16 protein-coding genes and 1 pseudogene are annotated in these 19053 nt (G+C 61.9%); 4 read left to right on the top strand and 13 right to left on the bottom strand.

Translation table 11 applies throughout. The features are described 5' to 3' along the window. Positions 1-77 precede the first annotated feature (77 nt). Positions 78-653: a DUF2780 domain-containing protein gene (locus C163_RS01605; RefSeq protein WP_025337399.1), complete on the bottom strand. Its 576-nt coding sequence runs from the start codon at positions 651-653 to the stop codon at positions 78-80. 164 nt (positions 654-817) lie between these two features. Between C163_RS01605 and C163_RS26095 the strand changes: the two genes are divergently transcribed. Beyond that, the gene (locus C163_RS26095) at positions 818-1759 is read left to right on the top strand and encodes an RHS repeat-associated core domain-containing protein (protein WP_081742218.1); all 942 of its coding nucleotides are present in this window, start codon (positions 818-820) and stop codon (positions 1757-1759) included. A gap of 432 nt (positions 1760-2191) precedes the next feature. Here the strand turns inward: C163_RS26095 and fdhA are convergent, their stop codons facing one another. Next, the gene (gene fdhA / locus C163_RS01600) at positions 2192-3391 is read right to left on the bottom strand and encodes a formaldehyde dehydrogenase, glutathione-independent (protein ID WP_003255673.1); all 1200 of its coding nucleotides are present in this window, start codon (positions 3389-3391) and stop codon (positions 2192-2194) included. A 272-nt stretch (positions 3392-3663) separates the two neighbouring features. Between fdhA and C163_RS01595 the strand changes: the two genes are divergently transcribed. After that, the gene (locus tag C163_RS01595) at positions 3664-3996 is read left to right on the top strand and encodes a hypothetical protein (protein WP_025337398.1); all 333 of its coding nucleotides are present in this window, start codon (positions 3664-3666) and stop codon (positions 3994-3996) included. A 6-nt stretch (positions 3997-4002) separates the two neighbouring features. Here C163_RS01595 and purU read toward each other — a convergent pair whose 3' ends face one another. From purU to C163_RS01565, 6 genes are all read right to left on the bottom strand, one after another. Continuing rightward, on the bottom strand, positions 4003-4860 hold the full coding sequence (gene purU / locus C163_RS01590) for a formyltetrahydrofolate deformylase (protein WP_025337397.1): 858 nt from the start codon (positions 4858-4860) through the stop codon (positions 4003-4005). A 12-nt stretch (positions 4861-4872) separates the two neighbouring features. Continuing rightward, positions 4873-5505 (bottom strand): sarcosine oxidase subunit gamma, encoded by a 633-nt coding sequence (locus C163_RS01585; protein WP_025337396.1) that lies wholly within the window; start codon positions 5503-5505, stop codon positions 4873-4875. Positions 5506-5687: 182 nt separating this feature from the next. Continuing rightward, positions 5688-8705 (bottom strand): sarcosine oxidase subunit alpha, encoded by a 3018-nt coding sequence (locus C163_RS01580; protein ID WP_025337395.1) that lies wholly within the window; start codon positions 8703-8705, stop codon positions 5688-5690. Further along, entirely contained in the window at positions 8702-9037 is a 336-nt protein-coding gene (locus tag C163_RS01575; RefSeq protein ID WP_013970519.1) for a sarcosine oxidase subunit delta, read from the bottom strand. The genes C163_RS01580 and C163_RS01575 overlap by 4 nt, the downstream gene beginning before the upstream one ends. Before the next feature lie 14 nt (positions 9038-9051). Next, positions 9052-10302, bottom strand: a complete 1251-nt coding sequence (locus C163_RS01570) for a sarcosine oxidase subunit beta family protein (protein ID WP_003255680.1) — start codon at positions 10300-10302, stop codon at positions 9052-9054. Positions 10303-10317: 15 nt separating this feature from the next. Beyond that, complete coding sequence (locus C163_RS01565; RefSeq protein WP_025337394.1) at positions 10318-11571, bottom strand: serine hydroxymethyltransferase; 1254 nt, start codon at positions 11569-11571, stop codon at positions 10318-10320. Positions 11572-11908: 337 nt separating this feature from the next. Between C163_RS01565 and C163_RS01560 the strand changes: the two genes are divergently transcribed. After that, a complete protein-coding gene (locus tag C163_RS01560) occupies positions 11909-12949 on the top strand; it encodes a low specificity L-threonine aldolase (RefSeq protein WP_025337393.1) in 1041 nt (346 codons plus the stop codon). Positions 12950-13055: 106 nt separating this feature from the next. Here the strand turns inward: C163_RS01560 and C163_RS27615 are convergent, their stop codons facing one another. The 4 genes and pseudogenes from C163_RS27615 to C163_RS01545 all read right to left on the bottom strand — a co-directional run bounded on the left by C163_RS27615 (position 13056) and on the right by C163_RS01545 (position 15701). After that, positions 13056-13784 (bottom strand): methyl-accepting chemotaxis protein, encoded by a 729-nt coding sequence (locus C163_RS27615; RefSeq protein WP_371257959.1) that lies wholly within the window; start codon positions 13782-13784, stop codon positions 13056-13058. Between the two features lie 135 nt (positions 13785-13919). After that, positions 13920-14948 (bottom strand): annotated as a pseudogene (locus C163_RS27610) (cache domain-containing protein); the annotation flags it as partial. A gap of 223 nt (positions 14949-15171) precedes the next feature. Continuing rightward, on the bottom strand, positions 15172-15474 hold the full coding sequence (locus C163_RS01550) for a cell division protein ZapA (RefSeq protein WP_025337391.1): 303 nt from the start codon (positions 15472-15474) through the stop codon (positions 15172-15174). Next, positions 15471-15701, bottom strand: a complete 231-nt coding sequence (locus C163_RS01545) for a hypothetical protein (RefSeq protein WP_025337390.1) — start codon at positions 15699-15701, stop codon at positions 15471-15473. The genes C163_RS01550 and C163_RS01545 overlap by 4 nt, the downstream gene beginning before the upstream one ends. A 276-nt stretch (positions 15702-15977) precedes the next feature. On the opposite strand from C163_RS01545, the gene C163_RS01540 reads away from it, so the two are divergent. Further along, a complete protein-coding gene (locus tag C163_RS01540) occupies positions 15978-17603 on the top strand; it encodes a methyl-accepting chemotaxis protein (RefSeq protein ID WP_025337389.1) in 1626 nt (541 codons plus the stop codon). A 123-nt stretch (positions 17604-17726) separates the two neighbouring features. On the opposite strand, the gene gbcB is transcribed toward C163_RS01540, so the two are convergent. Further along, positions 17727-18827, bottom strand: a complete 1101-nt coding sequence (gbcB, locus tag C163_RS01535; RefSeq protein ID WP_025337388.1) for a glycine-betaine demethylase subunit GbcB — start codon at positions 18825-18827, stop codon at positions 17727-17729. Between the last annotated feature and the right edge of the window lie 226 nt (positions 18828-19053).

The raw sequence follows: 19053 nt of genomic DNA, 5'->3' as shown, positions 1-19053 counted from the left end.
TTGCGGCCCTCTCGCGACACAAGGCCGCTCCTACAGGTACGGCGTCAGCCTTCAAGGCTGTGATGCTGGCGAAATCCTCAGACCGAAGGCCCGGTCAACGGAGCAGGAGTGGTCCACAAACTCCCCAAATTCTGCAACAACGACCCGGCAATCCCCTGCTGCCCCAGGTATTGCAGCAGCAACGGCGCAAACTGCCCGATCATCCCGGTATCCATGCCCAGCGCCTTGAACGCATTGTCCAGGTCGCTGCGGTTTTCCACATTGTTGCCCAGCGCATTGCTCAAGGCCGACTGGCTCCCGCTGTTCTTGCCCAGTAGTTCACCCAACCCACTCAAGCCACCCAATGCATTGGCCCCAGCAAGCAGGTCCAGCCCTGGCACGGCCTTGGTCAGCTGGCCGTAGTCGTCAGAACTCAGATTATTGCGCGCCAGCCCCAACATCGCCCCTGCCCCACCCACGGCCTGTTCGGGGGTGATATTCAATTGGCTGCCCAAGGTGTTGAGCAGGTTGGCTTGCGCCTCGGGCGCCTGCACCTGGCCCTGCTGTTGCTGGTTCTGCATGGCAGACACGGCATTGGCGGCGTCGCTGAGGTTGAAGGCGAACACCGGGCTTGTTGCCAGGGTCATCAGGGTTGCCAAGGTGAATGCTTTCATCGGGAAGGACCTCGTGGGCCGGGATGGCCTGGGAAACGAGGGGTTTGACTCGGAGTTTGGGGGTTTGTTCCGACCGTTCGTTACCTAGCAAAACTGCTAGTTGATGCCAACTAAAAGGCCGCTCAGAGTAAGTTGTCAACACAAATTCTCTGAGGCGCCGAACCATGACGAACAAGATTGAAAGCCGCAACGGACCAAAATTTGCCGCTTTGCAGGAACAGAGAAGCCCGCCTAGCCACTGTGCCATACACTTTTATCAAAATGATCACCTCTCTACCCAGATATCCTCGCAGGGCAGCCGCCGCATCCTATGGGCCCAAGAGACACCGACGGCTCAACTAGAAGAGGCGCAGGCCGTCAAAATGCTGAAAACTGACCGCGCCAACACTGTCCTCGGCCTGCAATTTGATTCCGCTGCATATTCGCCTTATGGCTACCTGAATTCGGAAAAAACTTCAGCGCTCATCGCATTCAACGGACAATGGCTCGATTCCTTGCTCCAAGTGTATGCACTTGGTAACGGATATAGGATTTATAGTCCTGCATGCCAGCGCTTCAACAGCCCTGATGATCTAAGCCCTAATGATAGGGGCGGGCTCAATTCTTATACATATTGCGAAGGTGACCCAATCAATTTTAGTGACCCATCAGGCCATGCCAGGCTTGGTCTAGGCGGAGTAAAGCTAGCCATAAAATCGCGCGAAAACCCTAAAACCTTCATAAAGGACGTCCACCATCTAAAGTTATACGATAAAAAGTCGGAATTACTATCCAAACAGCGCCAATTAACCAAAGGAATAAAACGAGACTCAACATCTTTAGTCAACCAGAGAAGAGAGCTACCCAGTCTGGAGCAGGCAGCGACTAAAGCAGGGCGCGATTTTGAGCCACTACGCCCGGACCCTAATGAATGGGCCGACAAGAGACGAATTAGAGCTATGAATGCTTACTTGATACGCGAGCGCCAAGAGGTGAGGTCCAGATACTTACTTGCACTTAATAATGAAAAATTTCTATCATTAAATATAACGAAGCAATATATCAAACTAGAGAAAACCAACGAAGAAATTAAAAAACTTAGAGACTTCATCAGGCTGGGAAATTGACGACTTTATGCGAGAATGAAAAATAAACCAACCAGCCTTCGGAGCTCACTGAGTATGTGTAGAACATAATTACAGATGACCTGTTGGACAGCAAGCCACAGTTGTTTTGTGCTTCGTATTACCTGAGTGCGTTGGCCAAGCCGTTGACGAATGATATTGAGTTGGGATGATGCGCTAAGTAGTGGAATGGCAATTCAAACATCTTCGCGGGCGAGCACGCTTCCAAGAGGTTCGGCGTCAATTTCCCAGGCTGGCTCGGCTCCCTGTAGGAGCCGCCGTGTGCTGCGAAGGGGCCAGTGATGCCAGAGATGAGTTTCGGCTTACCGGCCCTTTCGCAGCGCAAGGCAGCTCCTAACAGGGACGCAGTGCAGGCTCTGGGATCGGCCACGAAAAAGCCCCTCGACTCGAGGGGCTCTTGTTAATCGGCGCTGATTACGCCGCCCCCCACATCTTGTGCGGGTCAATCACGAACTTCTTCGGCACACCCGCATCGAACTCGCCATACCCTTCCGGCGCTTGGTCCAGGTTGATCACCTGCACACCCACCACTTCGGCAATGTTGATACGGTCCCACATGATCGCCTGCATCAGCTGGCGGTTGTACTTCATGGTCGGGGTCTGGCCGGTGTGGAAGCTGTGCGACTTGGCCCAGCCCAGGCCAAAGCGGATGCTTAGCGCGCCGATCTTGGCAGCAGCATCGACCGCGCCCGGGTCTTCGGTCACGTACAGGCCCGGGATACCGATATTGCCGGCAACGCGGGTAACCTGCATCAGCGAGTTCAGCACGGTAGCCGGCGCTTCATGCTTGGCACCTTCGTGACCATGGCCGCGGGCTTCGAAGCCGACCGCGTCAACGGCGCAGTCCACTTCCGGCTCACCGAGAATGTCGACGATCTGCTCGTGCAGCGGGGTGTCCTTGGACAGGTCGACCACTTCGAAGCCTTGGGACTTGGCGTGGGCCAGGCGGGCTGGGTTGAGGTCGCCGACGATGACGCAGGCAGCGCCCAGCAGACGTGCCGAGGCAGCGGCAGCCAGACCGACCGGGCCGGCGCCAGCAACGTAGACGGTGCTGCCTGGGCCAACACCGGCAGTCACGGCACCGTGGTAGCCGGTTGGCAGGATGTCGGACAGGCAGGTCAGGTCACGGATCTTTTCCATGGCCTTGTCGCGCTCGGGCAGTTTCAGCAGGTTGAAGTCGGCGTACGGCACCAGCACGTACTCGGCCTGGCCGCCGGTCCAGTCGCCCATGTCGACGTAACCATAGGCACCGCCAGCGCGGGCAGGGTTGACGGTGAGGCAGACACCGGTATGCATTTCCTTGCAGGAGCGGCAGCGGCCACAGGCGACGTTGAATGGCACCGAGACCAGGTCGCCAATCTGCATGCGCTCGACGTCACGGCCCTTCTCGACGATCTCGCCGGTGATTTCGTGGCCCAGGACCAGGCCGACCTGGGCAGTGGTGCGGCCGCGGACCATGTGCTGGTCGGAGCCGCAGATGTTGGTGGAGACCACCTTCAGGATCACGCCGTGCTCGATCTTCTTGCCGCGTGGGTCCTGCATTTTCGGGTAGTCGATCTTCTGCACCTCGACCTTGCCGGCGCCGAGATATACCACTCCACGATTGCCAGACATGCTCTTACCTCGCTTGATTTTTATTTATGCAGCGGTGGTTGAACGCGCCGCCATCCGTGGGCGGCATGTGTTACTGGAATGCAGGGAATTGTGGGCCTGATGGGGCCGGATGCGCTGACTGGAAACGACAGGCAAATGCCTCTGAACGGCAATCGGCCAGGTGGTGGCCGTGTGCATGCCCAGGACGATCAATATCTACCGCAATACGTCGGCGACCGAGTGTTTCGATAGGGATGCAGTAACCCAATCACCTATCGAACTGGAGTTCCACCATGACAGATATTGAACGCCCTGAAGATGCCTTCTGGCCCTACTGGGACGAGGCTGCCAGGCAGCAGGGCCTCGACCCAGAGATCGAAGCAGCATTGTTCCTAAATACAGAGGAATACTTCTACCTGGGCCTCGATACGATCTTCTATTACGCGGCTTATGGGTCCAGCTACGACATCGACAAAGAAGCCGTAAACTTTGATCTTCACGAGTTCAAAGAGCTGTCCTACGAAGGCGATCCAATTGCAGGTAAAAACCTGGGGGCGGACATGCGCCAGAAGTTCATTACAGCCGTCCGCGAAACCCTGAAAGCCCATGCCCGCGATAAAAGTTAGACGCGGTCAGAGCACCACAGTCCTGTTCGCATTGAGGAACACTCGTCGCTCGATGTGATACCCCACCGCGCGCGCCAAGGTCAGGCACTCGATGTCGCGCCCTTTGGCAATCAGGTCTTCAGGATAATGGCTGTGGTCGACCACCTCCACGCCCTGGGCGATGATCGGGCCTTCGTCCAGGTCGTTGTTGATGTAGTGCGCCGTAGCGCCAACCATCTTCACGCCCTTGTTGTACGCCTGGTGGTAAGGCTTGGCGCCTTTGAACCCTGGCAGCAACGAGTGGTGAATGTTGATCGCCCAGCCATCCAGGCGCCGGCACAGCTCTGGCGAAAGTACCTGCATGTAGCGCGCAAGAATCACCAGCTCGGCGCCGGTTTCCTCGATCACCTGAAGTACCTTGCGCTCTTGCCCAGGCTTGTCCTTGGGGTCGAGGGCAAAGTGGTAGTAAGGGATCTTGTGCCAGTGCGCCAGGGGTTCGAGATCGGGGTGGTTGGACACCACCGCGACCACGTCCATGGCCAGCTGACCGATACGCTGGCGATACAGCAGGTCGTTAAGGCAGTGGTCGGCCTTGGACACCATGATCACCACTTTGGGGCGGTGATTCGGTGCGGTCAGCTCGAACGCCATGCCGAACGCCTCGCTGCGCTCGGCAAGGCCGGCGCGGAAGCCGGCTTCATCGAAATCGTCCGGCTGGCGGAACTCCACGCGAATGAAGAAACGCCCCGACTGCCGGTCATCGAAGGAGTGGTGCTCCGTCACGTAGCAGCGCTGCTCGAAGAGGTAACGCGTCACCACGTCGACGGTGCCGAGCATGCTCGGGCAGTCGGCGGTGAGAATCCAGGTATCCGGTGCCCGACTCATGCTCTGTTCTCCTTAAGCCTCGATGCTCAGGCCGTACTCGGCCGAAGCGTCCTGCAGCCACAGCCACCAGTAGTCGGCGAAGCTGCGGCGAATCACCAGTTCCCAGGTGTCTTCGGCTGTGCGGCGGATCACCAGTTGCGACTTGGCGAACACGGTGCCGACTGCCTTGCCCACCGGGAAGTTGTTCGGGTGAACATCATAGCTGGTGGACTTCATCAGCACTTCGCGCACATTCGGGCCGCGCAGTTCCAGCAGGCTCTGCCCGCCGCTGACGTTGACTACCTGGATGTGCTGGCCTTCGAGGGCTGCGCGCAGTTTCTGCTCGACCGCCAGTTCCTGGCCGCCTGGCACGATCAGCAGCCACTCGTCGGGGCCGACCCATTGCAGCGACATTTCGTTGTTGGCGACCACGGTCAGGGCCACTGGCAGCTCCAGGCCCAGGGCCTTGTGCACGCCGGCGGCGAATTCCGGGTTGTGGCCGTCGCCACGGATGGTCAGGTGGCCGAGGAACTTGCGTTCACGCAGGGTCACGCCTGCGTTCTTGCGGCCTTTGCCAACCAGGCTGGCCAGGTCGGCGTGGTGCAGTGGCGACTGGGCCTTGGCCTCGGCGCCGGGGTTTTGCTGGAAGACGTTGATAGCGCTCATTTCTTACCTGCCTTGAATTCTGTTGATCGCGAAGACCTGAGGTAGAACCTGTAGTCACAGACTGAGGAGACCCAGTGTGGGAGCGGGTTTACCCGCGAAGAGGGCGGTGAATCCACCATCGCATTCGCGGGTGAACCCGCTCCCACAGAGGTCGCATTCCAATCAGAGCTACCGGTGAAGCCTCAAACGTTCTGCCGCTCACCCTTCGGATCGAAGAACACCGAAGACACGATCTCCGCCTCGATCACGCTGCCATCCGCCTGCGGCGAGTAGACGCGCTCGCCCATGCGCTTGAGGCCGCCTTTGACCACGCCCATGGCGAACGAGTAGCCCAGGGAGTTGGACGCGTAGCTGGAGGTGACGTGGCCAACCATATCCATCGGGATCGGCTGTTTCGGGTCGAACACCAGCTGGGCGCCTTCCGGCAGCCACTGGTTCGGGTCGACCGGCTTCAGGCCTACCAGTTGCTTGCGGTTGTCGCGCAGGCAGTCTTCGCGGTTCATGCCACGCAGGCCGATCCACGAGAACGGCTTGTTACGGCCCACGCACCAGCTCATGTTCAGGTCGTCCGGGTTCATCGAGCCATCGGTGTCCTGGCCAACGATGATGAAGCCCTTCTCGGCACGCAGTACGTGCATGGTCTCGGTACCGTACGGGGTCAGGTTGTACTTCTTGCCTGCCTCGATGATCTGTTCCAGCACGCCCATGGCGTAGTTGGCCTGCACGTTGACTTCGTACGACAGCTCGCCGGTGAACGAGATACGGAACACCCGGGCCGGTACGCCGCCGACGTTGCCTTCCTTCCAGGTCATGAACGGGAAGGCTTCCTTGTCCATGTCGATGTCGGTCAGCTCGCTCAGCAGCTTGCGGCTGTTGGGGCCGGACAGTGTCATGGTGGCCCAGTGGTCGGTGACCGAGGTGAAGTACACCTTCAGTTCCGGCCATTCGGTCTGGTGGTACAGCTCCATCCACTGCAGCACGCGGGCGGCGCCGCCAGTGGTGGTGGTCATGATGAAATGGTTGTCGCCGACGCAGGCGGTCACGCCGTCGTCGAACACCATGCCGTCTTCCTTGCACATCAGGCCATAGCGGGCCTTGCCCACGTCGAGCTTGGTCCAGGCGTTGGTGTAGATGCGGTTGAGGAACTCACGCGCATCCGGGCCCTGGATGTCGATCTTGCCCAGGGTCGAGGCGTCCAGCAGGCCCACGCTGTCGCGTACGGCCTTGCATTCACGGGTCACGGCGGCGTGGATGTCTTCACCGGCTTTCGGGAAGTACCACGGGCGCTTCCACTGGCCGACGTCTTCGAACTCGGCGCCGTTCTTCACGTGCCAGGCATGCAGGGCGGTGAAGCGCACGGGCTCGAACAGGTGGCCACAGTGACGGCCCGCTACTGCACCGAAGGTAACCGGCGTGTAGTTGGGGCGGAACATGGTGGTGCCCATTTCCGGGATGGTAATGCCGATCGAACGGGCGGCAATGGCCAGGCCGTTGATGTTGCCCAGCTTGCCCTGGTCGGTACCGAAGCCCAGCGCGGTGTAGCGTTTCACGTGCTCGACCGACTCGAAGCCTTCGCGGGTGGCCAGTTCGATGGCGGCCGCGGTGACGTCGTTCTGCTGGTCGACGAACTGCTTGGGTGCACGGGCAGTGCCCTTGTCGTGCGGCACCTGGAACAGCGCCACGGTGGCCTCTTCCTTGCGCGCAACGGTTTTCGGCAGGCTGCCGACGGTGGCCTTGAAGCCCGCTTCGGTGGCTGCGCGAACGCCGCCTTCGAAGCCATCGGCAATCACGTCACCCAGGGCGTAGACGCCGTTGATGCCACCCACGCATTCGCGTTTCTGCGGGGCATCGCCCGGCACGAAGCCGAGGATGTCTTCACGCCATACCGGGCGACCGCCCAGGTGCGAAGCCAGGTGCACGATCGGGCTGTAGCCGCCGGAGGTGGCGATCAGGTCGCACTCGAGGGTTTCGCCAGGGCTGGTGACCTTGTGTGCCTGCACATCGATGGCGGCCACGCGTGCGCCGGTGACGTGCTTGCTGCCCTTGGCCTCGATCACGGCGCTGGAGGTGAGGATGCGGATGCCTTTGGCACGTGCTTCTTCAACCAGCGAGCCACGTGGGTTGTGGCGGGCATCGGCAATGGCGACCACTTGCAGGCCGGCGTCGTGCCAGTCCAGCGCGGCGCGGTAGGCGTGGTCGTTGTTGGTCGACAGCACCAGCTTGCGGCCCGGGGCCACGCCGTAGCGGCGTACGTAGGTGGACACGGCACCGGCCAGCATGTTGCCCGGCAGGTCGTTGTTGCCGTACACCAGCGGGCGCTCGTGGGCGCCGGCAGCCAGCACCACGCGCTTGGCGCGGACGCGGTGCACGCGGTGGCGTACCTGGCCGATCGGGGCGCGGTCGCCGAGGTGGTCGGTGAGGCGCTCGTGGATGGTCAGGAAGTTATGGTCGTGGTAGCCGTTGACCGTGGCACGTGGCAGCAAGGTCACTTCCGGCAGGCTTTCCAGCTCCTTCACCACGGCGCTGACCCAATCGGCAGCAGGCTTGCCGTCGAGGGTTTCGCGGGTGTCGAGCAGGCTGCCGCCGAACTCTTCCTGCTCGTCAGCCAGGATCACGCGGGCACCGCTGCGGGCAGCGGCCAAGGCTGCGGCCAGGCCGGCAGGGCCAGCGCCGACGATCAGCACGTCGCAGTGCTGGTTCATGTAGTCGTAGCTGTCCGGGTCGTTCTGCAGCGGCGCGCGGCCAAGGCCTGCGGCTTTGCGGATGTACTTCTCGTAAGTCATCCAGAACGATTTCGGGTACATGAAGGTTTTGTAGTAGAAGCCCGGCGGCATCATGCTGCCGCCCACCTTGCCCAGGATGCCCATGACGTCGTTGTTGACGTTCGGCCAGCCGTTGGTGCTGGTAGCTACAAGACCTGCGTACAGCGCCTGCTGGGTGGCACGCACGTTGGGGATCTGGGTGGCTTCGCTGGAGCCGATCTGCAGGATGGCGTTCGGCTCTTCGGTACCAGCGGCGATGATGCCGCGTGGGCGCGAATACTTGAAGCTGCGGCCGACGATGTCGACGCCGTTGGCCAGCAATGCGGCGGCCAGGCTGTCACCGGCATAACCCTGGTAGGTCTTGCCGTTGAAAGTGAAGTTCAGGACCTTGCTGCGGTCGATACGGCCGCCGCTGGCGAGGCGATAGGTCTGGCTCATACTTTTTCCCCTTGGCCTTTGACGGTCGACGCGGCGCTGTTCTGCTTGCCGCTGGCGGTCACTTGCGGCTTCTCGCCAATCTTGTAGGTTTCCAGAATCTCGTAGGTCACGGTGTCGCGGGTGACGTTGAAGTACTGGCGGCAGCCGGCAACGTGGTCCCACAGTTCGTGGTGAATACCGCGTGGGTTGTCACGGTAGAACATGTAGGTACCCCATTCCTCGTCGGAGCAGGCGTTAGGGTCCAGCGGGCGGGCGATGTGCGCCTGGCCAGAGGCGTGGAACTCTTCTTCGGAGCGCAGCTCGCCGCAGTGGGGACAGAAAATATGCAACATGACGGTGTCTCCGGTTAGTGGGCGACGGCGGCGGCGCCGTGTTCGTCGATCAGTGCGCCGTTGTAGAAACGGTCCATGGAGAACGGCGCGGCCAGTGGGTGCATTTCGCCCTTGGCCAGGCTCGCGGCGAAGACGTTGCCCGAACCCGGGGTCGCCTTGAAGCCGCCAGTACCCCAACCGCAGTTGAAGAACATGTTCTTGACCGGGGTCTTGGTGATGATCGGGCAAGCGTCCGGCGAGGTATCGACGATGCCGCCCCACTGGCGGTTCATGCGCACGCGCGAGAGGTTGGGGAACATCTCGACGATGGCCTGCAGGGTGTGCTCGATCACCGGGTACGAACCGCGCTGGCCGTAGCCGACCCAGCCGTCGATACCGGCACCGATCACCAGGTCGCCCTTGTCGGACTGGCTGATGTAGCCGTGCACGGCGTTGGACATGATCACGCTGTCGATGATCGGCTTGATCGGCTCGGATACCAGTGCTTGCAGCGGGTGCGATTCCAGCGGCAGGCGGAAGCCGGCCAGCTTGGCCATGTGCCCGGAGTTACCGGCGGTGACCACGCCGACGCGCTTGGCGCCGATGAAGCCTTTGTTGGTTTCCACACCGATGACCGCGCCGTTTTCCTTGCGGAAGCCGATCACTTCGGTCTGCTGGATCAGGTCCACGCCCAGGGCGTCGGCGGCACGGGCGAAGCCCCAGGCCACGGCGTCGTGACGCGCCACGCCGCCACGGCGCTGCACGGTGGCACCGAGGATCGGGTAGCGGGTGTTCTTCGAGCAATCCAGGTACGGGATCTCGGCCGCGACCTGGGCGGTGTTGAGCAGCTCGCCATCCACGCCGTTCAGGCGGTTGGCGCTGACCCGGCGCTCGGAGTCACGCATGTCCTGCAGGGTGTGGCACAGGTTGTACACGCCGCGCTGGGAGAACATCACGTTGTAGTTGAGGTCCTGGGACAGGCCCTCCCACAGCTTCATGGCGTGCTCGTACAGGTGCGCCGACTCGTCCCACAGGTAGTTGGAACGCACGATGGTGGTGTTACGGGCGGTGTTGCCGCCGCCCAGGTAACCCTTCTCGATCACGGCAACGTTGGTGATGCCGTGTTCCTTGGCCAGGTAGTAGGCCGTGGCCAGGCCATGGCCGCCACCGCCGACGATAACCACGTCGTAGACCTTTTTAGGGGTTGGCGTGCGCCACATGCGCTGCCAGTTCTCGTGGTGGCTGAGGGAGTGCTTGAAAAGGCCGAAGCCCGAGTAACGTTGCATGGTGTGTGACTCCACTCAGCGGTAAACAGGGAAATCTGCGCACAGGGCCGCGACGTTCTTCGCCACATCGGCTTCGACGTCTGCGTCACCGAGGTTGTCGAGGATGTCGCAGATCCAGCCGGCCAGGGCCACGCACTGAGCGACCTTGAAGCCGCGGGTGGTGACGGCCGGGGTGCCGATGCGCAGGCCCGAGGTGACGAATGGCGACTGCGGGTCATTCGGCACGGCGTTCTTGTTGACGGTGATGTGCGCGCGGCCCAGGGCGGCGTCGGCATCTTTGCCGGTGAGGCCCTGGCGGATCAGGCTGACCAGGAACAGGTGGTTGTCGGTGCCACCGGAAACCACGTCGTAGCCGCGGTCGATGAACACCTGGGCCATGGCCTGGGCGTTTTCGATCACTTGTTGCTGGTAGGCCTTGAATTCAGGCTCCAGCGCTTCCTTGAAGCACACGGCCTTGGCGGCGATAACGTGCATCAACGGGCCGCCCTGGGCGCCAGGGAACACTGCGGCGTTCAGTTTTTTCTCGATCTCTTCGTTCGACTTGGCCAGGATCAGGCCGCCGCGTGGGCCGCGCAGAGTCTTGTGGGTGGTGGTGGTAACCACATCGGCGAACGGGATCGGGTTCGGGTACAGGCCAGCGGCAACCAGGCCGGCTACGTGGGCCATGTCGACGAACAGCAGCGCACCGACCTTGTCGGCGATGGCGCGGAAGCGCGGGAAGTCGAGGGTCTTGGAGTAGGCCGAGAAGCCGGCAACGATCATTTTCGGCTTGTGCTCGACAGCCAGGCGCTCGACTTCGTCGTAGTCGATCAGGCCGGTGTTGGTGTCGATGCCGTATTGCACAGCATTGTACAGCTTGCCCGAGGACGACACCTTGGCGCCGTGGGTCAGGTGGCCGCCGTGGGCCAGGCTCATGCCGAGGATGGTGTCACCAGCCTGCAGCAGGGCCAGGTAGACGGCACCGTTGGCCGAGGAGCCGGAGTGCGGCTGGACGTTGGCGTAGTCGGCACCGAACAGCTGCTTGGCGCGCTCGATGGCCAGGGCTTCTACCTTGTCCACGTGCTCGCAGCCACCGTAGTAGCGCTTGCCCGGGTAGCCTTCGGCGTACTTGTTGGTCAGGCCGCTGCCTTGGGCCTGCATCACGCGCTTGGAGGTGTAGTTTTCCGAGGCGATCAGCTCGATGTGGTCTTCCTGGCGCTGTTCTTCGGCATTCATCGCCGCCAGCAGTGCATCGTCGTAACCCTGGATCTGGTCTTGCTTGCTGAACATCGTGTATCTCCCGGCAGCGATCATTTTTTGTCGTGGGGCACTGTGGCCCTTTGTGGCGATGTTATGACTGGCCGGGGCGGGTCAGATGCCTGCGCACGCCTTGCAATGGCGCGTTTACGACATTCGTTGCGGTGTTGGCTTCTTCGCGGGCACGCCCGCTCCCACAGGGATCTGCGCAGGCCCATGGTTCCTGGCCTGCGCGGTCCTTGTGGGAGCGGGCGTGCCCGCGAAGAGGCCGGCACAGACAACACAGCCATCAGCCCATGCACAGCTTGTATAGGCATCTGCTGAATCGATGGTTTAGAGTGCTGTTCTGCGTCGTTCACAGGACAGTGTCATGACAGATAAGAGCCAACAATTCGCCAGCGACAACTATTCCGGCATCTGCCCCGAAGCCTGGGCAGCGATGGAAAAGGCCAACCATGGCCACGACCGCGCCTATGGCGACGACCAGTGGACCGAACGCGCCGCGGAATACTTCCGCAAGCTGTTCGAAACCGACTGCGAGGTGTTCTTCGCCTTCAACGGCACCGCCGCCAACTCCCTGGCCCTGGCCTCGCTGTGCCAGAGCTACCACAGCGTGATCTGCTCCGAGACCGCCCACGTCGAAACCGACGAGTGCGGTGCGCCGGAGTTCTTCTCCAACGGCTCCAAGCTGCTGACCGCGCCCAGCGTCAACGGCAAGCTGACACCACAGTCGATCCGCGAAGTGGCGCTGAAGCGCCAGGACATCCACTACCCCAAGCCACGGGTGGTGACCATTACCCAGGCCACCGAGGTGGGCACCGTCTATCGCCCCGACGAGCTGAAGGCGATCAGCGCCACCTGCAAGGAGCTGGGGCTGAACCTGCACATGGACGGCGCACGTTTCAGCAATGCCTGCTCGTTCCTGGGCTGCAGCCCGGCAGAGCTGACCTGGAAGGCCGGTGTCGATGTACTGTGCTTTGGCGGCACCAAGAACGGCATGGCAGTGGGTGAGGCGATCCTGTTCTTCAACCGCCAACTGGCCGAGGACTTCGACTACCGCTGCAAGCAGGCCGGGCAGCTGGCATCGAAGATGCGCTTCCTGTCGGCGCCTTGGGTGGGCCTGCTGGAAGATGGCGCCTGGCTGCGCCATGGCGCGCATGCCAACCACTGCGCACAGTTGCTCGCCTCGCTGGTGAGTGACTTGCCGGGGGTGGAGCTGATGTTCCCGGTTGAAGCCAACGGGGTGTTCCTGCAGATGCCGGAACACGCGATCGAGGCACTGCGCGGCAGGGGATGGCGGTTCTATACCTTCATTGGTAGCGGCGGGGCGCGGTTCATGTGCTCGTGGGATACCGAGGAAGAGCGGGTGCGCGAGCTGGCGGCGGATATCCGCGCCATCATCGGCGCCTGACAGGCCGCATTCGCGGGCATGCCCGCTCCCACAGGAATATCGCAGCCGTCGAGAGCTGTGCAGTACCTGTGGGAGCGGGCAAGCCCGCGAAGAAGCCAACACTGATCTAAAGCCTGAACCCACCCATCTGCCGCGCCAGGTCATCCGCCAAGCCACGCAACGCCTGGCATTCCTCACGGCACCCTTGCACCTCTGCCGCAGTCTCCCGCGCCAGGTCGGAAATCCCCTGCACTGTACGGTTGATCTCCTCGGTCACCGCCGACTGCTCTTCGGTCGCAGTAGCCACCTGATGGTTCATGTCGCTGATGTGCTCCACCTGGTCAGTGATCGCCCCCAATGACGCCCCGGTGCGCTGGCTCGACTCCACCCCGCTACCCGTCGCCTGCTGCCCCGCCTGCATCGAACTCACCGCCGAACCCGCGCCCTGCTTCAAGCGCTGGATCATCTGCTGCACTTCGTCGGTGGACAGCTGCGTGCGCCGGGCCAAAGTACGCACCTCATCGGCCACCACGGCAAACCCACGGCCCATCTCCCCTGCCCTGGCCGCTTCGATGGCGGCATTCAGCGCCAGCAGGTTGGTTTGCTCGGAAATGCTACGAATAACCGCCAGAACTTCGTCGATCGAGGCCACTTCATCGGCCAGCTGGCTGACTGCATCGGCCGCCTTGCCGATATCACCCGACATCCCCTCGATACCACGGATCGAGCGTTGCACCACTTCACGCGCCTGCAGGGCTTCGTCCCTCGCCGACTGCGAGGCCTGGGCCGCATCGCCGGCATTGCGGGCAATGTCCTGCACGGTCAAACCCATTTCGTGCACGGCGGTAGCGACCATTTCGGTCATTTCCTGCTGGCGCCCGGAACGCTCGGCGGTGTTGTCCACCACCTGTGTCACCTGCTCGACCGCCAGGTGCAGCCGCTCGGAAGTGTGCAATACCTCGCCGATCAACCGGCGCTGGCTGTCGAGGAAGCGGTTGAAGCCACGCGCCAGGTCGCCCAGTTCGTCCTGGCGTGAATCGTCCAGCCGGTGGCTGAGGTCACCCGCGCCGCTGCCAATCTGCACCAGCGCCGCTGTGACGCGGCGGATCGGCCGCACCAGGCCACGCGCCAGCAGCACCACCAGCAGCAGCGACACCAGGGCCACGGCACCACCGATCAGACTTGTCAGCCATACCGCCTGATGCATTTGCGCGTAGATTTCCTCCTCGGGCACCTCGGCCACCAAGGTCCAGTTGAGGTCGCGCAGGGGCAGGCCGAGCGCCAGGTAGCTTTCGCCGTCACGGCTGAAGCGGCTGCTGCGCAGGACTTCGCCGCCGGTCATCAGCGCCTTGGCGGCATCCGCGCCGAGCTGTTCGGTGAGCTGGCGTTTGCCGCTGAAGGCAGCGTCCGGATGAACCTGGATCAGGCCATCGTTACGCACCAGGAACACCTTGCCGTGCTCGCCAAATTTGAAGTCATGAATCAGCTTCGACAGTTCGGTCATGCGCAGGCCCATGCCAGCCACACCGACCAGTTGGCCGTTCTTTTCCACGCGATAGTCGATGAACAGCGCGAGCTCGCCGGTGGCACCGTCGATGTCGATGTTGATCAGGCGTTCGGCACCGCTGTCGATGTAGCCGTAGAACCATTTGTCCTTGGGGTTGCTGCGGCTGAGGGTGCGGTCCAGTCCATTCTCGTTGTAGTAGTGGCCGGTTTCGGTCGAGACGAACAAGGTGGTGAAGGCCTGGTTGCGCTGCTTGGCGGCGGTCAGGTATTCGATGAATGGAGCGGCCTGGGCGGGGTCTTCACCGGCGGCAAGCCAGTCGCGCAGCAGGGTGTTGCCGGCAATATCCGCCGCCGCCACCAGCGGCTGGCCGAGCATGCGCTCGATGTCGTTGCGGATGGCCTCGATGCTGGCGGGCAGCGCAGTATCGACCAGGTAGCGTTCGGTGAGGCGGTTTAGCGCCACCGTGAAAATGATGACCACCACCAGGATGCTCGCCAGCAGGGCGGCGCCCATGCTGGTGATCAACTGCCACTGGATGCTCTTGCGCCAGATACGCATGCCCTACTCCCCGCATAATTATTGTTTTGCGGAAAGTGTATACACTTGCGTATCCAGTTAATCCAGTGATCTGAAGCAATCATATGCCCTGTGGGAGCGGGTTTACCCGCGAATGCGATGCTGAATGCACTGACGCATTCGCAGGTGAACCCGCTCCCACAGAGGTCGATGCAAGGCCTTATTGTTCGGCTATGGTCCGCACGATGGCGTCCACCGTGGCGTCGATCTGCGCCTGGGTACGCTCCAGCGTCTTGCGGTGCTCATCCTGCTGCTCGATCTGCCGCGAACACAGGTTCAGCGCGGCCAGCACCAGCAGCTTGTCGCCGATCAGGGTCGGGTACTGACGCTTGGTCTGGGCCAGGGCGGTGTTGAGCATCTGCACCGCCTGGGCCAGGGTCGCTTCCTGGCCTTCAGGCGCCTTGATCGAATAGTCGTTGCCGAGGATCGACACGACATTGATCGGCTGCGCTCGCAGTGTCATGCGCCTACGACGCCGGCGTTGGCGCGCTCGAGCAGGGCCTGCAGACGTGCGGCGGTGCTGCCGTTCTTCTCTTCCTGCTCCATCAGCGACAGCTGCAGGGTTTCGTTCTCTTCCTTGGCCTGGGCCAGTTCCTGGCCGAGGGCGGTGTTCTGCTCGGTGAGTTGAGCGTTCTTCTGCATCAGGTCGCTGACCAGTTGCTCGATTTGGTTCAGGGAAGCTTCCAGCATGGGTCTATCTCAGGTTGTTGCGAGGGGCGCACACGATAAAGAAAAGTGCGGCCCATCGCCATTAAATATCGGATTCACAAGGTGTCTAACCCGCAGATTGACAGAGGAACCACCCCCTTGTTCCGACATGGGTCAACCGCCGGTCAGGAAAAGGTTAGCAACCTCACAATTTTTGCCAACGGCACTCAAGACTGAGCAGTCACAACCGATAGCCCGGCAAGTCATGTTCTGTCGCACTTTGCGCACCCTTTTTCCCTTGCCTGGATCATCCTCTCCATGTCTCTACGTAATATGAACATCGCCCTGCGCGCGCTGCTCGGCTTCGCGCTCATCGGCCTGCTGATGCTTGGCCTCGGCATCTTCTCCCTCATCCAGATGGGCAACATCCGCCAGGCCGGCGTCGTCATCGAACAGGTCAGCGTGCCCAGCATCAAGATCCTCGACGAACTCACCGCCCTGAACCTGCGCATGCGCACCCTCTCCTACCGCCTGCTGCTAAACCGCGAGCCGGCGACCCAGCGCGAGACCCTGAGCCTGCTGGACGAGCGCAACAGCCAGATCGACCGTGCACGCCAGGCCTACCTGCCGTTGATCGGCGCCGCCGACGAACAGGCTGCGTTCGACCAGTACGGCCAGTTGCTCAACCAGTACCGCCAACTTGAGTCGCGCATGCGCAGCCTGAGCCAGGCCGACCGCGTCGACGAACTGCGCGACCTGCTCAACCGCGACCTGCTCGCCAACTCCGAACAGATCAACAAGGTCATGGACACCCTGGTGCGCATCAACACGGACCAGACCCGCGCCACCAACGAGAAGGCCGCCAACCAGTACGACGCTGCCTTCGCCCTGGTGATCGGCCTGCTGGTCGCCGCCACCGTGCTGACGTTCGTCTGCGCCTTGCTGCTGACCCGCAGTATCGTCAAGCCGATCGAAGAAGCACTCAAAAGCGCCGAACAGGTCGCCGACGGAGACCTGACCCACGTCATCCGCGCCGAAGGCACCGACGAAGCCGCCCGCCTGCTGCGTGCCATGGCCCGCATGCAGGACAAGCTGCGCGATACCCTGCAACAGATCGCCGGCTCCGCCACCCAGCTGGCCTCGGCGGCCGAAGAGTTGAATGCCGTCACCGACGAAAGTGCCCGTGGCCTGCAGCAGCAGAACAACGAGATCGAGCAGGCTGCCACTGCGGTAACTGAAATGACCAGCGCCGTGGAAGAAGTGGCGCGCAATGCCGTGAGCACCTCGGAAGCGTCCAGTGAAGCCAGCCGCTCTACCGGTGATGGACGTGACCTGGTGATGGAGACCGTGGGTGCCATCGAGCGCATGAGTGGCGATGTGCAGGCCACTGCCAAACTGATCACTCACCTGGCCGAACAGTCGCGCGATATCGGCAAGGTGCTGGACGTGATCCGTGGCCTGGCCGACCAGACCAACCTGCTGGCGCTGAACGCCGCGATCGAGGCGGCACGTGCCGGTGAGGCAGGCCGTGGCTTTGCCGTGGTGGCTGATGAGGTGCGGGCGCTGGCTCATCGTACCCAGCAGTCGACCAGCGAGATCGAGCGGATGATCGGCAGTATTCAGGGCGGTACGGAAGAAGCGGTGGAATCGATGCGCACCAGCACCGAGCGTGCCGAATCCACCCTGAACATTGCCCGTGGCGCAGGCATGGCGCTGGACACCATCGCTGGGGCGGTGGCGCAGATCAACGAGCGTAACCTGGTGATTGCCAGCGCGGCGGAAGAGCAGGCGCAGGTGGCGCGGGAAGTGGATCGCAACCTGGTGAACATCAATGACCTGTCGGTGCAGAGTGCTACCGGGGCGCATCAGACCAGTGCGGCGAGTGCGGAGTTGTCGCGGTTGGCCGTGGATCTAAATGGGTTGGTGGCGCGGTTCCGTACTTGAAAAACCTGGGGCCGCTTTGCGGCCCATCGCGACACAAGGCCGCTCCTACAGGAAGTACGCGATCCCCTGTAGGAGCGGCCTTGTGTCGCGATGGGCTGCAAAGCAGCCCCCTGCAATTTCAGATCAGTAATCGATCCGCACATCCCCTTTCGGCACGCTGCAGCACGACAGGATGTAGCCCTCGGCTTCGTCCTCTTCGGTAATGCCGCCGTTGTGTTCCATCTCCACTTCGCCGCCCAGCTTGAGCACCTTGCAGGTGCCGCAAATGCCCATGCCGCAGGCTTTCGGGATCATCAGGCCAACCTTGGCAGCCGCCGCGTGCACGGTCTCGCCCGGGGCGATGCGGATGCTCTTCTCGCTGCCGATGAACTCCACCAGGTTGAGGTCGGCCACATCCAGTTCCGGCGCGTCGGCAGCCTGCTCGGCATGCTCCACCGCATCGGCCTTGGCCTCGGGCGGCGTCGCGCCGAACGATTCCTCGTGATAGTTCTTCATGTCGAAGCCGACCGCTTCGAGCATGCGCTTGACCGCAGTCATGTATGGCGTCGGGCCGCAGCAGAACACCACGCGGTCCATGTAGTCCGGCGCGATCAGCTCCATCAGGCGCTGGTTGAGGTAACCGCGATAACCCGCCCACGGCTCACCCAGGCCATGCTTTTCACAAATGATGTGCAGGCTGAAATTGGGGATGCGCGAGGCCATCTGCTCCAGCTCGCGGTGGTAGATGATGTCCTTCGGCGAACGGGCGCTGTGCACGAACACCATGTCGACATTGCCGTTGGTGTCGTAGAACCAGCGCGCCATCGACATGACCGGGGTGATCCCGACACCGCCCGAGAGGTACAGCACCTTCTGCGCCGGGAAGTCGATGGCGTTGAACAGCCCCACCGGGCCGTGCACCGGCAGCTCGGCGCCTTCGTGCATGGTGTCGTGGAGGAAGTTGGACACCAGGCCGCCCGGTACACGCTTGACGGTGATCGAGAAGCTGTAGGGCACCGACGGTGAACTGGAGATGGTGTAGGAACGCATCACCGGCTTGCCTTCGATCTCCAGCTCCAGGGTGACGAACTGCCCCGGCTTGAAGAAGAACATGATCGGCTGATCGGCCATGAAGCAGAACGTGCGCACGTCCCAGGTCTCCTGGATGACCTTGACGCAGCGCACGATGTGGCGGCCGTTGGCCCAGGTCTGGGTAGTGACCGGATTGAGGAAGGTATCGGACATGTTCATCTCCAGCAGCCGACTATTGGCCTTTTTATGGCTTGGATAATGCGCAAGCTGAAGACGACGTACATTCCTGCCAGCGACATCGGCGTGCTTATCGCGACCAGCCCCGCGCTGCAAGGGCTGGCGCGTCGTAATTCAAATCGGCCATGTCGCCCATGGATACGGTTCATGACGCCTTCGGACGCACACTCCACGGCAAAACAACCAGCTGTTTCTTGATAAG

This window comes from Pseudomonas sp. FGI182 (assembly GCF_000511325.1).
In the GTDB taxonomy this organism is placed as follows: domain Bacteria; phylum Pseudomonadota; class Gammaproteobacteria; order Pseudomonadales; family Pseudomonadaceae; genus Aquipseudomonas; species Aquipseudomonas putida_Z.
The sequence above is the reverse complement of the archived record's forward strand: the minus strand, read 5'-3'. Positions and strand labels throughout refer to the sequence as shown.

Excerpts from the sequence above, each read along its gene's own strand:
- C163_RS01605 (WP_025337399.1), bottom strand. The coding sequence starts at position 653 with ATGAAAGCATTCACCTTGGCAACCCTGATGACCCTGGCAACAAGCCCG.
- C163_RS26095 (WP_081742218.1), top strand. The coding sequence starts at position 818 with ATGACGAACAAGATTGAAAGCCGCAACGGACCAAAATTTGCCGCTTTG.
- fdhA (WP_003255673.1), bottom strand. The coding sequence starts at position 3,391 with ATGTCTGGCAATCGTGGAGTGGTATATCTCGGCGCCGGCAAGGTCGAG.
- C163_RS01595 (WP_025337398.1), top strand. The coding sequence starts at position 3,664 with ATGACAGATATTGAACGCCCTGAAGATGCCTTCTGGCCCTACTGGGAC.
- purU (WP_025337397.1), bottom strand. The coding sequence starts at position 4,860 with ATGAGTCGGGCACCGGATACCTGGATTCTCACCGCCGACTGCCCGAGC.
- C163_RS01585 (WP_025337396.1), bottom strand. The coding sequence starts at position 5,505 with ATGAGCGCTATCAACGTCTTCCAGCAAAACCCCGGCGCCGAGGCCAAG.
- C163_RS01580 (WP_025337395.1), bottom strand. The coding sequence starts at position 8,705 with ATGAGCCAGACCTATCGCCTCGCCAGCGGCGGCCGTATCGACCGCAGC.
- C163_RS01575 (WP_013970519.1), bottom strand. The coding sequence starts at position 9,037 with ATGTTGCATATTTTCTGTCCCCACTGCGGCGAGCTGCGCTCCGAAGAA.
- C163_RS01570 (WP_003255680.1), bottom strand. The coding sequence starts at position 10,302 with ATGCAACGTTACTCGGGCTTCGGCCTTTTCAAGCACTCCCTCAGCCAC.
- C163_RS01565 (WP_025337394.1), bottom strand. The coding sequence starts at position 11,571 with ATGTTCAGCAAGCAAGACCAGATCCAGGGTTACGACGATGCACTGCTG.
- C163_RS01560 (WP_025337393.1), top strand. The coding sequence starts at position 11,909 with ATGACAGATAAGAGCCAACAATTCGCCAGCGACAACTATTCCGGCATC.
- C163_RS27615 (WP_371257959.1), bottom strand. The coding sequence starts at position 13,784 with ATGGTCGCTACCGCCGTGCACGAAATGGGTTTGACCGTGCAGGACATT.
- C163_RS01550 (WP_025337391.1), bottom strand. The coding sequence starts at position 15,474 with ATGACACTGCGAGCGCAGCCGATCAATGTCGTGTCGATCCTCGGCAAC.
- C163_RS01545 (WP_025337390.1), bottom strand. The coding sequence starts at position 15,701 with ATGCTGGAAGCTTCCCTGAACCAAATCGAGCAACTGGTCAGCGACCTG.
- C163_RS01540 (WP_025337389.1), top strand. The coding sequence starts at position 15,978 with ATGTCTCTACGTAATATGAACATCGCCCTGCGCGCGCTGCTCGGCTTC.
- gbcB (WP_025337388.1), bottom strand. The coding sequence starts at position 18,827 with ATGTCCGATACCTTCCTCAATCCGGTCACTACCCAGACCTGGGCCAAC.